We start from the raw sequence: 14,586 nt of genomic DNA on the forward strand, positions 1-14,586 counted from the left end.
TATACATTTGTAGTATTATCCTTATTATTAATCAAAATTAGTGAACATGATTGAATCTATTGGTATGAATGCCGGTCTTGTGTGGAACGCTTTGAACGAAGGCGGGCGTATGGATGTAAAGTCCATTAAGAAAGCAACAAAAATAAAAACCGACAAAGAGTTATATGCCGCTTTTGGCTGGCTTGCTAAGGAAAATAAAATTGCTTTCGAAGAGGAAGATGCCAATTTGATGGTCTCACTTATTTAAATAAGTGCGATCAAACAAAGGAAAGAGGGGCTGTTCGATATGATTGAACGGCCTTTTGTATTTTACAAATTGATTTAGTCGTAAAATAATTGATACAGTTGTTGTTTAATTCAATCCAAAAGGTTACTTTTGTGTAGAATTTGGTGCGAAATGACCGAAGAACAAGTAAAATTGATAGCTGTTTTTGAATCTAAAGTCAGACAATTGATGTCTTTGTGCGATGAACAGAGAGAGGAGTTGGACAGGCTTAGAGCATTGTTGGAACTGAAAGAGTCCGAATTACAGCAAGAAATTCTTCGTTCGGAAGAGTTGGCAATCAAATGCAATAACCTGCTTACGGCACGGGTTGTCTCCGTTAAAGAGGGAGAGATTAAGAGTGCCAAAACGCGGTTATCAAGGTTAGTGCGGGAAGTAGATAAGTGCATTGCACTATTAAATGAATAGAAGCGATGGACGATAAGTTTCTTATACATGTAGATATAGCCGATAGATCTTACGGTTTATGGATAGACCGGAGTGATGAGCAGCTGGCGCGGGAAGCAGCAAAGCAGATCCGCAATAAGATGCTTCAGTATCGGAATAGATTTAACAAGTCCGATGTGGACGTGAAAGATTTGTTAGCCATGGTTACATTACAGTTGTCGATGTCGAATCTTCAGCTTGAGGACCGGAATGATACAAGTCCTTTTGCAGAGAAGATGAGAGAACTCGGAGACGAAATCGATGGGTATCTGAACAATCGGTAATTGATGAGAATAAGAAGAGTTTCCGCACTCCTGTGTATGGTTTCATATACCGGCAGTGCTTTTTTTGTATCTATATATAAACGAATAAATAATTAGTTTAATGGAAATGTATATAATCATAGGACTTTCAATTGTGACCTTCTTTATTGGGGGGCTAATCACATGGTTGGGTATCCGTTTCCTTTTCAAATCCAGGTATGATGCGATACTTCTGGACGCTGAAAAAGAGGCTGAAGTAATAAAAAAGAATAAATTACTGGAAGTAAAAGAAAAGTTTTTACATCTGAAAGCCGACTTGGAAAAGCAGGTTTCGGCACGTAATTCTAAAATTCAGTCGATTGAAGCCAAATTGAAACAAAAGGAGCTTACAATCAACCAGAAACAAGAGGAATTACAACGTAAGAACAACGAACTTGATGTTGTTAAAGAGAACTTGAATTCGCAGCTCGAAATTATCGAAAAGAAGAAACAGGATCTTGAAAAACTCCATCAGAAGGAGGTTGAGCATCTTGAGACTATTTCCGGATTATCGGCAGATGAAGCCAAGGAACGACTGATCGAATCATTGAAAGATGAGGCTAAGTCGCAGGCTACGGCATATATCAGCGAGATTGTGGAAGAGGCTAAGATGACAGCTAATAAGGAAGCTAAGAAAATTGTGGTTCAGTCAATACAGCGTGTTGCCACTGAAACCGCCATTGAAAACTCGATTACTGTATTCCATATCGACTCCGACGAGATCAAAGGCCGCATTATCGGTCGCGAAGGTCGCAACATCCGTGCATTGGAAGCTGCAACCGGTATCGAAATCGTGGTGGATGATACCCCCGAAGCTATTGTTCTTTCAGGATTTGATCCGATTCGTCGTGAAGTAGCCCGTCTGGCTTTGCACCAATTGGTACAGGACGGACGTATTCACCCTGCACGTATTGAAGAGGTGGTTACCAAAGTTAAAAAACAGGTGGAAGAAGAGGTTATCGAAACAGGTAAACGTACTGCCATCGATTTAGGTGTACATGGTTTGCATCCGGAGCTGATCCGCTTGATTGGTAAGATGAAATATCGTTCATCATACGGACAGAATTTATTGCAGCATGCACGCGAAACTGCCAATTTATGTGCGGTTATGGCTTCCGAACTGGGCTTGAATCCCAAAAAAGCGAAACGTGCCGGCTTGTTGCATGATATTGGTAAAGTGCCGGATGACGAACCGGAATTGCCACACGCAATTTTAGGTATGAAGCTTTGCGAAAAATACAAAGAGAAACCGGATATCTGTAACGCCGTTGGTTCTCACCACGACGAAGTGGAGATGACCTCATTGCTTGCTCCTATCGTACAGGTTTGTGACGCAATTTCGGGAGCCCGTCCTGGAGCCCGCCGCGAGATTGTTGAAGCATATATCAAACGTTTGAATGACTTGGAACAACTGGCTATGTCGTATCCGGGTGTAATGAAGACCTATGCTATCCAGGCCGGTCGCGAATTACGTGTGATCGTAGGTGCAGATAAGATTGATGATGCTGCCACCGAAAACCTGTCAAATGAAATCGCTAAGAAGATTCAGGATGAAATGACCTATCCGGGTCAGGTTAAGATCACGGTAATCCGTGAAACCCGTTCTGTAAGTTATGCAAAATAAAGAATAGACAGATAGAATAAAAAAGCCGGCTTGTATCAAGCCGGCTTTTTTTATGAGAAAAGGTCTGAATTATTGAATTCCTTCGGTTTCAACCTCTTTGTTTACTTTCTTAACTAATCCCTGTAATACGGCGCCCGGTCCTACTTCTGTAAATTTAACCGCACCATCGGCAATCATGTTTTCGACCGACTGAGTCCAGCGTACCGGAGCTGTGAGCTGTGCAACCAGGTTTTCTTTGATTGTAACAGGATCTGTCTGCGGTTTCGCGTTTACATTCTGGTATACCGGACAAACAGGCTTGTTGAAACTGGTCTGCTCAATAGCTTCAGCCAGTTCTGTACGGGCCGGCTCCATCAATGGAGAGTGGAAAGCGCCTCCAACCTTTAGTTTAAGGGCTCTTTTTGCGCCTGCAGCCAGCATCTTTTCGCAAGCCGCATCAATTCCCGGAACAGATCCGGAAATAACGATTTGTCCCGGACAATTGTAATTGGCAGGAACTACGACTTCGTCGGTAATGGTAGCACAAATCTCTTCTACGGTGGCATCAGGTAAATTTAAAACCGCAGCCATGGTTGAAGGGGTTGCTTCGCATGCTTTTTGCATGGCTAATGCACGTTTGGATACAAGTACAAGTCCGTCTTCGAAAGATAGTGCTCCTGCTGCTACCAAAGCAGAGAATTCACCAAGGGAATGACCTGCAACCATGTCTGGTTTGAACTGGTCTCCCAATGTTTTTGCAAGAATAACCGAGTGAAGGAATATAGCAGGTTGTGTAACCTTGGTTTGTCTCAGATCCTCGTCTGTTCCGGCGAACATCAGATCGGTAATACGGAATCCGAGAATCTCATTGGCCTTTTCGAACATCTCCTTTGCAAGAGGATTATTTTCGTAAAGATCTTTCCCCATTCCAACAAACTGGGCACCCTGTCCGGGAAATACATACGCTTTCATCTTTTCTTTATTTTAGTTTTTTAAGACGCGCAAAGGTAATAAATTTAGAATAAAGAGTGGAGTATTCATTTCAAATAGTATCTTTGCCCCTGTAAACAGACAAGTTTAATTTAAATCATACATATCATGAACAACTTAGCATTTCTTGGAAATTTAGGAACAGGTGAAATTATTATCATTGCAATTATCGTATTGCTTCTTTTTGGTGGAAAGAAAATTCCAGAATTAATGAAGGGTATCGGTAAGGGCGTGAAAAACTTTAAAGACGGTGTAAAAGGACTGGAAGACGATATTAAGTTGGACGATACCGATAAGAAATAAAGATCTATGCAACAAGATGAAATGTCTTTCTGGGACCACCTGGAAGAACTTCGTTGGACTTTATTTCGGACTGTTTTAGCTCTTTTTGTATTTGCAATCGGAGGGTTTGCGGTAATGCCTTACTTGTTTGACCATGTAATTATGGCTCCGTGTACTTCCGATTTTATTGTGTACAGGGAAATGTGCAAGCTTAGCTCGCAATTTTCTATGTTGCCCGATTTTTGTAACGATTCCTTCGAAGTGAAGATCGTTAACATCAAGCTGGCTTCTCAGTTTTTCACACACATGACTACCTCTTTTTGGTTAGCGGTGTTGTTGGCATTCCCTTACATGATGTACGAAGTATGGAGATTTATTAGTCCGGCTTTGTACGAAAACGAAAAAAAGAATGTACGTTGGGTTTTCTTTTTTGGGACCATCATGTTTTTTATTGGTTGTTGTGTTGGCTACTTCTTAGTATTCCCGATGACCTTGCGTTTTTTAGCAACGTACGAGCTAAGTGCGGCCATTACGGAGCAGGTGTCTTTGGATTCCTATATGGATAATTTCCTGATGTTGGTATTTATCATGGGGATCGTATTTGAAATGCCTTTGGTGTCGTGGTTACTTTCACAAATCGGACTATTGCACAAGTCTTTCTTCCATAAGTACAGAAGACATGCCGTAGTAGCGTTATTAGTGGGGGCTGCGTTTATAACACCAAGTAGTGACCCGTTTACTTTGAGTATCGTATTTATTCCGCTCTACTTCCTGTACGAACTGAGTGCTTTCTTTGTAAAGAAAGATCCGGTAGTTGAGGAGGACGAAGATTAATAGTTAATCTGTAAAAATGTATTATGAAAGAGACGCAACCACAGTGTGCGTCTCTTTTTTTATTAATAATGTAACCTGCTTATTTTAATGAAACAAATTTTTCTTCTGACCTTGATTATTTGTGTGTTGCAAGGCTGTGCTTCCGAAAAGAGATTGAAAGCCGATTACGTGAAATATGTGAATCCGTTTATCGGAACCGATTTTACGGGTAATACCTATCCCGGGGCCCAGGTGCCTTTTGGAATGGTGCAGCTTAGTCCGGATAACGGATTGCCGGGCTGGGACCGTATCGCAGGCTATTTTTATCCGGACAGTACCATTGCCGGATTCAGTCATACGCACCTCTCCGGAACCGGGGCCGGCGATTTATATGATATCTCCTTTATGCCGGTAACGCACCCTGTTAAAGAGGCTCCGGCTCCTTTGGGAATTCACTCCCTGTTTTCGCATAACGACGAAGCTGCTTCGGCGGGATATTACCGGGTTTTGCTGAAAGATTATAATATTAATGTAGAACTGACTGCCACAGAACGTTGCGGAATTCAGAAATATACGTTTCCAAAGGCCGATGCATCTGTTTATTTGAATTTGGCCAAAGCCATGAACTGGGATTTTACAACCAACTCGAAGATAGAGGTGGTCGATTCTGTGACCATCCGCGGCTATCGTTATTCTGAGGGTTGGGCACGTGGACAACGCATTTATTTTGTTTCCAAATTTTCTAAACCGTTTGAAGGATACAAACTCGATACTACATCTGTTATTAATCCGGCCGATAAGAAATGGATGGGAACTGCCTATGTGGGTAGATTTGATTTTACAACACAGCAAAACGATGAGATACTGGTACGTACGGCAATATCAGGTGTAAGCATGGAAGGTGCAGAAAAGAATCTGCTTGCCGAAGCTTCCCACGAGGATTTCGATCGTTATCACCGGGAAGCGGCAGATCGCTGGAACCGGGAGCTGGGTAAGATCAAGGTTGAGGGAAGTAATGTTGACGATCTCACCAATTTCTATACAGCTTTGTACCATAGCATGCTGGCTCCTACTATTTACAGCGATGTGGATGGCGGTTATTATGGCCCTGATAAAAAGGTACATCAAACCGACGGCTGGGTGAATTATTCTACCTTCTCTTTGTGGGATACCTATCGTGCGGCTCACCCGTTGTTTACTTTTACGCAACCCCAAAGGGTGAATGATATGGTGAAATCTTTTCTTGCCTTTTACGACCAGAACGGACGTTTGCCGGTGTGGAACTTCTTTGCAAGCGAAACAGACATGATGATCGGTTACCATTCGGTGCCTGTAATTGTGGATGCGTATATGAAAGGGATCGGCGATTTTAATGCAGAGCATGCGCTGGAAGCCTGTATTGCAACGGCCAATATGGATGATTACAGAGGTATCGGCCTTTATAAGTCTTACGGATATATACCCTACGAGAAAGAGGGTGAGTCGGTTTCCAAAACCCTCGAATATGCTTTCGATGATTACTGTATTTCGTTGATGGCCGAAAAGATGGGTAAAAAGGAGATTGCCGAAACATTCCGCAAGCGCTCTGAGAACTACCGTAATCTGTATAATCCGGAATCCGGATTTATGCAACCCCGTGATGAGAAAGGGAATTTTATTAATGGATTCGATGCCAAGGACTATACTACGCATATTACTGAAAGTAACGGATGGCAGTATTTTTGGTATGTTCCGCAAAATATAGAGGACCTTATCGGTCTGACGGGTGGTGCGGATCGTTTTGCACAGAAACTGGATAGCATGTTTACCTATGCGCCCGATGCAAAGGATGATCTTCCTATCTTCAGTACCGGAATGATTGGTCAGTATGCCCATGGAAATGAACCGAGTCACCATGTCATTTATCTTTTTAACGCAGTAAAGCAGCCTTGGAAGACACAGGAATATACTGCTAAAGTGATGCACGAGTTATACCTGAATACACCGGCAGGATTGTGCGGGAATGAAGACTGCGGACAAATGTCGGCATGGTATGTATTTAGTGCCATGGGATTTTATCCGGTAAATCCGAATGGGCTGACTTACGAAATTGGAACCCCTTTATTCCCTAAAGTATCTATGCACCTGGCAAATGGAAAAATCTTTACGGTTACAGCTCCGGCCGTTTCGCGCGAGAATAAGTACATTCAGTCGGTTAAGGTAAATGGAAAGCTGTACGATAAAAGCTATCTGACGCACGACCTTATTCTAAGCGGTGCATCGGTAGAATTTACAATGGGAGCTACTCCGGGACCGGTTTGGTATAAATAACAGGGTGATATTGTATTTCTTTTTTGTACTTTTGTTTTTAAATTAATTTGTAGAGTATGAGAAAGTTGAATTGTCCCCAATGTAATATACCCAATTTCTATATTATGAACGATGCCGGAGAACGTAGATTGGTTTACGTTATGGAAGATCTGAGTATCTGTCCGAAAAATGAAGGCGAATCGCTGGATGGGTTTAACCTGGATAAGATTTATTGTCTGGGTTGCTCCTGGTCCGGTAGTCCGGCTCGTTTGAAACAAACCAAGAGATACTAAGTACCCATGGCTAAAACGAAAACGGTTTATGTCTGTTCTTCCTGCGGGGCAGATTCTCCCAAATGGGTCGGGAAATGTCCCTCGTGCGGCGAATGGAATACCTACGTGGAAGAGGTGATGATAAAGGAATCGCCGGCCAAACGGATTATTCCGGGACTTACGGAATCGTCCAAAGTACGCCCGGTACTTCTTAGGGATATCACGTCGAAAGAAGAAAGTCGTATCAACTTGATGGACGAAGAGCTTAACAGGGTTTTGGGCGGGGGACTGGTTAAAGGTTCCCTTGTTCTGATTGGCGGTGAGCCGGGTATCGGAAAGTCGACATTGGTTTTGCAGACAGTGTTGGGTCTGACCGGACTTAAAACTCTTTATGTATCAGGAGAGGAGAGCAGCAGTCAGCTTAAGTTGCGTGCCGACCGGTTACAACATCAGAATCCGGATTGTTTTATCCTTTGCGAAACCAATCTCGAACAAATATTTGTTCAGGCAAGTACCATTCAACCCGATTTGGTGATTATCGATTCTATTCAGACAATGTTCACAGAAGTGGTGGAGTCTTCTCCCGGAAGTGTTTCGCAGGTTCGTGAATGTTCGGCAGCTATTCTAAAGTATGCTAAAGAGACAGGTACTCCCGTATTGCTTATTGGTCATATTAACAAGGAGGGGAGTATTGCCGGACCTAAGGTGCTGGAGCATATTGTGGACACGGTTCTGCAATTTGAAGGGGATCAGCATTATATGTACCGCATTCTGCGAAGTATTAAGAATAGGTTTGGAAGTACATCCGAATTAGGTATTTACGAAATGCGTCAGAACGGATTGCGCCAGGTAAGCAATCCGTCCGAGTTGTTGCTAACCCAGAACCATGAAGGGCTGAGTGGTGTAACCATTGCTGCCGCCATCGAAGGGATGCGTCCGTTTTTAATAGAAACACAGGCATTGGTAAGCTCGGCTGTCTATGGCGTACCTCAGCGAAGTGCTACCGGATTTGATATCCGCAGAATGAATATGCTGTTGGCCGTTCTGGAGAAGCGGGCCGGTTTTAAGCTGGTGCAAAAGGATGTCTACCTGAATATTGCCGGTGGATTGAAAGTGAATGATCCGGCTATAGATTTGGCTGTTATCAGTGCTGTGCTATCATCGAGCTTGGATATCAGTATCGATCCGGATATTTGTATGGCCGGAGAGGTAGGCCTTTCGGGCGAGATACGTCCGGTCAACCGTATCGAACAACGTATTCTCGAGGCCGAAAAATTAGGGTTTAAACGGATAATAATACCTTACAACAACCTTAAAGGATTTGACCTGCGGCAAACAAAGATTCAGATAATACAGGTAAAGAAGGTGGAAGAGGCATTCCGTCAGCTGTTTGGATAAGTATTCCAAAAGGGTCAATGCCGGGAACGAATGCAACAAGCCGGCGGCATTTACTGTTATATCCTATAAAAGAATAAAAAACAATGATAAAAGAGTTTCAGTTACGGGTTTTGCCAGAGGAGGCTGCCAACGAACAGGCTTTAACACAGGTGGTTGTACGCGAAGGAGGAATCCGGGCTGACGAAGTTCGTGCTATACGGATTTTGAAACGTTCGGTTGATGCAAGACAGCGAACCATCTTGATAAATCTTAAATTGCGTGTTTTTATTAATGAAGAGCCTACGGAGCTGGAATATATACCTACCGAATACAAGGATGTTTCCAATGGAAAACCGGTTATTGTAGTTGGCTTTGGTCCCGGAGGAATTTTTGCTTCACTGCGTCTTATAGAACTGGGCTACCGTCCGGTAATCATCGAAAGAGGGAAGAATGTTCACGACAGGCGTAGGGATATTGCCCAGATTAGCCGCGAACATATTGTAAACGGAGAGTCGAACTATAGCTTTGGCGAAGGTGGAGCAGGAGCCTATTCCGATGGCAAACTATATACGCGAAGCAAGAAAAGGGGATCTGTAGATAAGATTCTGAATGTTTTCTGTCAGTTTGGAGCCACTTCATCTATCCTTGCTGATGCACATCCTCATATTGGAACGGACAAGTTGCCTTCTATTATTGAGAATATGCGGAATCAGATTGTGGCATGCGGTGGAGAGGTTCATTTTGAAACACGTATGGATGCCTTGATTCGTAAAGGAGATGAGGTTATTGGAGTAGAGACAAACACAGGGAAGACTTTCATAGGGCCGGTTATTTTGGCGACTGGCCATTCTGCAAGGGATGTATATTATTATCTACAGCGCACCCAGGTGCCCATTGAGGCGAAAGGTATCGCGGTTGGTGTCCGGTTGGAGCATCCACAGGAGTTAATCGATAAAATACAATATCACCGGGCCGATGGCCGGGGAGAATACCTGCCCGCCGCTGAATATAGTTTTGTAACTCAAAGTGAGGGAAGAGGAGTCTATTCTTTCTGTATGTGTCCCGGAGGTGTTGTGGTACCGGCGGCAACCGGTCCTAAACAGGTGGTTGTGAATGGTATGTCGGCTTCGAGACGAGGATCCAAATGGTCGAATTCGGGTATGGTGGTAGAAATTCATCCCGAGGACTTTCCGGAATATGCATCGCATAAAGAGTTGGCACTAATGAAGTTTCAGGAGCATCTGGAAGAACTGAACTGGTTGAACGGAGGAATGAAGCAAATTGCACCGGCTCAGCGTATGGTCGATTTTGTAAATAAAAAGAATTCGGGTGATACTCCGCCAACTTCATATGCTCCCGGATTACTCGCCTCTCCCTTACATTTCTGGATGCCGGAATTTATTACGAGCCGATTGCGTGAAGGTTTCCGTAATTTTGGCAAGATGTCTCATGGATTCCTTACCAACGAGGCTGTGATGATTGGTGTGGAGAGCAGAACTTCATCGCCGGTACGTATAATAAGGGATCGTGAAAGCATGCAGCACGTTACAATAAAGGGTTTATTCCCTTGTGGTGAAGGGGCTGGGTATGCAGGAGGAATTGTTTCTGCCGCCATCGACGGCGAACGATGTGCCGAAGGAGTGGATGCATGCTTCAGCAGTTTATCGCGTATCTGAAACGAATCCGTTTTTATATATCTTAATAATACGAGAGAGGATGAACTTATAGAAGTTCATCCTCTCTCGTATTATATTTTTTCGGGGGACTAATCTTTCAATAGATTTGATATGAAGTCGATCAATTCAACACGTTCCAACGAAAATGTCTGATCAGATTTTTGAATATAGGTTAATATGTCCTTCGCTTTTGTAAGTAGTGCTCTTGCCTCTATGCTGTTATGGAAGCTTTCTTCAAGCATTGTTTTGGCTATCAGTTCCATCCTTTGAAGTCCCGCATGATCTCCCTGGTCTAGTTTTATCCGAAGGGTTTCCAAATCCATTGTAAGTGCCTGGTGCTTGTCTATCTTTAAAGATGTATACAATGTGTCGATAAGGGACGCTGACTTCCCGTCGTTTGAATCGTGACGTATATCGAAGAGTTGTGCCAGTACTTTACCCAATTCCTCAATTTGTACCATGATGAAATCTCTTTTAAGCATACTCTTACTATTGGATGGTTACTTTTATAATTCGGATATCTTTTTTAGGACGGTCGTAAGCGTCTTTAGGTTGATTCGCTATCGCATCAATCACTTCGAAACCTTCTGTTACTTCGCCGTAGATGGTGTAGAATCCGTCCAGATGCGGACAACCACCCAGGGTTGTGTAGGCTTTACGTTGTTCTTCGGTAAAGATGAGGTGCCCGGGTGTAGAACGGATTACGGAGTCGACTTTGCTGTTTATCTCTACAACACGCTTATTGAATTCCCGTGGATTATCTTTTTTAAGGATTTCCAACTCTGTTTTAAACGGTTTATAATAGGTATCCATTGCTTTGCGTCGAATGGGTTGATTTTTAATCAGTTCGAGAGTGTCCAGTGCTCCATCGGTATATACTTTTCCATGAACGATAAAGAATTGAGACATATCCGATTTCTTTTTTGGGTTGATGTCGTCGTTCTGACGAGGTACTGCCAATACTCCCTTTTTATGAAAGTAATGGTTTCGAAACTCCGGTAAAATCTCCGATCTCCGATCTCCAAATCCACATCTGGCACCTGCCGGAGCATTTTTTGAGTCGGGTGATCCTCCCTGAATCATAAATTCCTTAATAACTCGGGTAAAGAGGGTGCCGTTATAGTCTCCGTTAGCCGCTTTTTTTATGAATACGGAGGTATGATTGGGTACATCATCGTATAAACGGACCTTGATAACACCGGCGCTGGTTGTAAATGTGACCGTTTTTTCCTGTGCATAACAATATGCCAAAACGGACGACAGCATAATGTTTATTAAAATAAAATGCAACTTTTTCATTTCTATATAGTTGTGATAATATATTGCGGATTTAGACAGAGTCGTTTTTATCTGATCATTATCCTTTATTTGCAAAGTTACGCAGCATGTAGTTATGCTGATAATTTCGTAAAGGTAAAATAAATATGTTGTTAAACACAAATAATATGGTTAACTTTGCACTGGTTTTTAACGGTAATAAAGGTAAATAATTAATTATGAGTTGGTTGAATGAATTGTTGTGGGGCGAAGGAATTGCGCACTCGGTAATGCTATTGGCTATTGTCATTGCGGCTGGTATCCAGTTAGGTAAGATTAAAATCTTTGGCATTTCTTTGGGAATTACTTTCGTCCTTTTCGTTGGAATTTTACTCGGACAGATCGGTTTTAAAATGAATCATGAAGTTTTACACTTTATGAAGGAGTTCGGATTGATATTGTTCGTTTATTCTGTAGGTATGCAAGTTGGGCCTGGTTTCTTCTCTTCTTTCAAAAAAGGAGGAATCACGCTGAATATGTTAGCTTGCGGAATAGTTCTTTTAGGGGTTGCAACAACCATTATACTTCACTTTGTTACCGGAGTACCTATGGCTACGATGGTTGGAATACTCTCCGGTGCTGTTACAAATACACCTGGTCTAGGTGCGGCACAGCAAGCCTATAACGATGTTTTCGGTACAACAGACAATACGATTGCATTGGGTTATGCGGTAGCCTATCCGCTTGGTGTGGTTGGGATTATCCTTTCATTGATTGTAATCCGTTATGTTTTCCGTGTGTCGTTCGAAAAAGAAAATGAGGCATTAAATGCTACCGAAGGAAAAAATACCAATGAAGCTAAACCAATCTCATTGATGGTGAAGAATCCGGCTATTTTTAATAAATCGGTAGGTGAGGTGAGTGCCCTTATTGAAAACCGTGAATTTGTTATCTCACGTATCAGCCATGTAAACAACGATGTTGAGATACCTTCTTCCACAACGGTTTTATGCGAAAACGACAAGATATTTGTAATAACAACCGAACGGGATGCCGAAGCATTGAGAACTTTTATTGGTGAAGAGATCGATATGGACCGTAAGGAGTGGATTCGCAAAGACAGCCAGTTCATCAACCGTCGTATTCTGATCACTAAGTCAGAGCTTAACGGAAAGCGTTTGGGTACATTGAAGTTACGCAATTTGTATGGAGTTAATATTACAAGGGTAAACCGCTCGGGGGTTGATCTGGTTGCCAATCCGAATCTGACCTTACAGGTGGGCGACCGTGTTAATGTGGTTGGTACCGAATCGGCCATCGAATCTGTTGAAAAGGTGTTAGGTAATTCGATGAAGCGTTTGAATGAGCCTAATTTGCTGTTTATTTTTGTAGGAATTTTCTTAGGTATATTCCTTGGAAGTATTCCTTTTGTATTTCCGGGTATTCCTCAGCCTGTAAAGTTAGGATTGGCTGGTGGTCCTCTGATTGTTTCTATTCTAATCAGCCGTTTCGGTTATAAATATAAATTGGTTACCTATACTACCATGAGTGCAAACTTAATGTTGCGTGAGATAGGGATCACCCTTTTCCTTGCTTGTGTAGGAATTGGTGCCGGAGACGGATTTATAGATACAATCGTAAATAACGGCGGACTTTCCTGGATCGGTTACGGTTTTGCAATTACAACGATTCCATTGCTGATTATCGGGACAATAGGTCGTTATTTCTTTAAATTGAATTATTTTACCTTGATGGGACTTATTGCCGGTAGTACAACGGATCCTCCTGCATTGGCCTATGCAAATATGACCGCAGGTAATGATGCACCGGCTGTTGGATATGCAACGGTTTATCCGTTAACCATGTTTCTTCGTGTGCTTACGGCGCAGTTGTTGATTTTGTTCTTTGTATAAATACATATAGATTACTGTACGCGGGACTTTCCTCAAGGGAAGATCCCGCGTATTTTTTTGTTTTGAAAATTATACATACTTTTGAGTGCCTTTCATTAATCTAAATACATTCTAAGATGAAAAAAGAGGGATCTTATATCGGCGTTGATCTGGGTGGAACGAATATGCGAGTTGCCAAAGTAAAAGATGGCGTCATTGTTGATTTGAAAATATGGCCAACTCCCCGGTTTGCCAAATCGTGTGAAGAAACAATTCAGGCTCTGATTTCAATAATATCAGAGGTCTTCGATAAGGAAGTCCTTTCCATAGGTATCGGAGTACCAAGTGTGGTTGACCGTCGTGCCGGCATTGTTTACAATGTGGCAAATATACCTTATTGGGAGGAGGTTCACTTGAAAGAGCTGCTTACCCAACGTTTCTCGGTTCCGGTTTTTGTTGATAATGATGCCAATTGTTTTGCCCTCGGCGAACGATACTTCGGTAAAGGGCAGACGGTGTCTAACTTCGTTGGTCTTACCATCGGTACCGGATTGGGTGGTGGAATTATTCAGCAAGGCCAGCTGCTTGCCGATGCCAATTGTGGATCCGGTGAATTTGGTGAAATACCATATAAGGAACATAATTTGGAATATTATTGCAGCGGAAGTTACTTTATGAATGTATGGCAGACAAACGGAAAGGAGATGTATGATCTGGCTGTTCAGCAAGATTCCAGGGCTTTAGAGGCTTACAGACAATTCGGACTTCATCTGGCTGATGCGGTAAAGATCGTGGTGCTTACATTGGATCCCCAGATGATCGTTTTTGGAGGATCGGTTGCGGATGCGCATCGCTTTTATGAAGCAAGTATGTTGGAAGGACTGAAGGATTTCCCATATCCTAACTCAATCCGTAATCTGCAGATCGAATTCTCTACTCTGGAGAATGCCGGTATCCTGGGTGCTGTGTCTCTTTGTTATTGATAGCTGAGAAATTATATGAGGGTGTGTCAAAACAAAGTAATTGGCACATCCTCTTTCTTTTTTGTTTCGTTTTTCAAAAAAGCTTCAAGCCGCCCATTTTGGATTGATTTTTCTTTCGATTCGATTTTGATCGCTTATCAC

At 42.6% G+C, this 14,586-nt stretch carries 15 protein-coding genes; 12 read left to right on the forward strand and 3 right to left on the reverse strand.

All coding sequences use genetic code 11. The annotated features are described in order from the left end of the window. The first annotated feature begins 46 nt into the window (after positions 1-46). From AB7E53_RS07485 to rny, 4 genes are all read left to right on the forward strand, one after another. The gene (locus tag AB7E53_RS07485) at positions 47-247 is read left to right on the forward strand and encodes a winged helix-turn-helix domain-containing protein (RefSeq protein WP_068186909.1); all 201 of its coding nucleotides are present in this window, start codon (positions 47-49) and stop codon (positions 245-247) included. A 150-nt stretch (positions 248-397) separates the two neighbouring features. Then, positions 398-691 (forward strand): hypothetical protein, encoded by a 294-nt coding sequence (locus AB7E53_RS07490; protein ID WP_079682917.1) that lies wholly within the window; start codon positions 398-400, stop codon positions 689-691. Positions 692-696: 5 nt separating this feature from the next. Then, positions 697-993: a cell division protein ZapA gene (locus AB7E53_RS07495; RefSeq protein WP_068186914.1), complete on the forward strand. Its 297-nt coding sequence runs from the start codon at positions 697-699 to the stop codon at positions 991-993. A 100-nt stretch (positions 994-1,093) separates the two neighbouring features. Further along, a complete protein-coding gene (gene rny / locus AB7E53_RS07500; RefSeq protein ID WP_079682918.1) occupies positions 1,094-2,635 on the forward strand; it encodes a ribonuclease Y in 1,542 nt (513 codons plus the stop codon). 69 nt (positions 2,636-2,704) lie between these two features. Here rny and fabD read toward each other — a convergent pair whose 3' ends face one another. Beyond that, entirely contained in the window at positions 2,705-3,586 is an 882-nt protein-coding gene (gene fabD / locus AB7E53_RS07505; RefSeq protein WP_068186917.1) for an ACP S-malonyltransferase, read from the reverse strand. A gap of 126 nt (positions 3,587-3,712) precedes the next feature. On the opposite strand from fabD, the gene AB7E53_RS07510 reads away from it, so the two are divergent. From AB7E53_RS07510 to AB7E53_RS07535, 6 genes are all read left to right on the forward strand, one after another. After that, positions 3,713-3,907 carry a twin-arginine translocase TatA/TatE family subunit gene (locus AB7E53_RS07510; protein ID WP_350456759.1) on the forward strand — a complete coding sequence of 65 codons (195 nt, stop codon included), beginning with the start codon at positions 3,713-3,715 and terminating at the stop codon, positions 3,905-3,907. 6 nt (positions 3,908-3,913) lie between these two features. Further along, entirely contained in the window at positions 3,914-4,720 is an 807-nt protein-coding gene (tatC, locus tag AB7E53_RS07515) for a twin-arginine translocase subunit TatC (protein ID WP_079682919.1), read from the forward strand. A gap of 87 nt (positions 4,721-4,807) precedes the next feature. Then, the gene (locus AB7E53_RS07520; protein ID WP_446774984.1) at positions 4,808-7,009 is read left to right on the forward strand and encodes a GH92 family glycosyl hydrolase; all 2,202 of its coding nucleotides are present in this window, start codon (positions 4,808-4,810) and stop codon (positions 7,007-7,009) included. Between the two features lie 56 nt (positions 7,010-7,065). Beyond that, positions 7,066-7,281 carry a hypothetical protein gene (locus AB7E53_RS07525; protein WP_079682921.1) on the forward strand — a complete coding sequence of 72 codons (216 nt, stop codon included), beginning with the start codon at positions 7,066-7,068 and terminating at the stop codon, positions 7,279-7,281. Positions 7,282-7,287: 6 nt separating this feature from the next. Next, positions 7,288-8,658 (forward strand): DNA repair protein RadA, encoded by a 1,371-nt coding sequence (gene radA / locus AB7E53_RS07530; RefSeq protein WP_371690083.1) that lies wholly within the window; start codon positions 7,288-7,290, stop codon positions 8,656-8,658. 83 nt (positions 8,659-8,741) lie between these two features. Further along, positions 8,742-10,313 carry an FAD-dependent protein gene (locus tag AB7E53_RS07535; protein ID WP_350456249.1) on the forward strand — a complete coding sequence of 524 codons (1,572 nt, stop codon included), beginning with the start codon at positions 8,742-8,744 and terminating at the stop codon, positions 10,311-10,313. 89 nt (positions 10,314-10,402) lie between these two features. On the opposite strand, the gene AB7E53_RS07540 is transcribed toward AB7E53_RS07535, so the two are convergent. Further along, positions 10,403-10,774: a hypothetical protein gene (locus AB7E53_RS07540; RefSeq protein WP_245832542.1), complete on the reverse strand. Its 372-nt coding sequence runs from the start codon at positions 10,772-10,774 to the stop codon at positions 10,403-10,405. 28 nt (positions 10,775-10,802) lie between these two features. Beyond that, positions 10,803-11,612: a peptidylprolyl isomerase gene (locus AB7E53_RS07545; protein WP_446774986.1), complete on the reverse strand. Its 810-nt coding sequence runs from the start codon at positions 11,610-11,612 to the stop codon at positions 10,803-10,805. A 197-nt stretch (positions 11,613-11,809) separates the two neighbouring features. On the opposite strand from AB7E53_RS07545, the gene AB7E53_RS07550 reads away from it, so the two are divergent. Both AB7E53_RS07550 and AB7E53_RS07555 read left to right on the forward strand, forming a co-directional pair. Beyond that, the gene (locus AB7E53_RS07550) at positions 11,810-13,483 is read left to right on the forward strand and encodes a putative transporter (protein WP_446774988.1); all 1,674 of its coding nucleotides are present in this window, start codon (positions 11,810-11,812) and stop codon (positions 13,481-13,483) included. A 116-nt stretch (positions 13,484-13,599) separates the two neighbouring features. Continuing rightward, entirely contained in the window at positions 13,600-14,445 is an 846-nt protein-coding gene (locus AB7E53_RS07555) for an ROK family protein (RefSeq protein WP_446771899.1), read from the forward strand. Positions 14,446-14,586 lie beyond the last annotated feature (141 nt).

Source organism: Macellibacteroides sp., assembly GCF_050251695.1.
GTDB lineage: Bacteria > Bacteroidota > Bacteroidia > Bacteroidales > Tannerellaceae > Macellibacteroides > Macellibacteroides fermentans.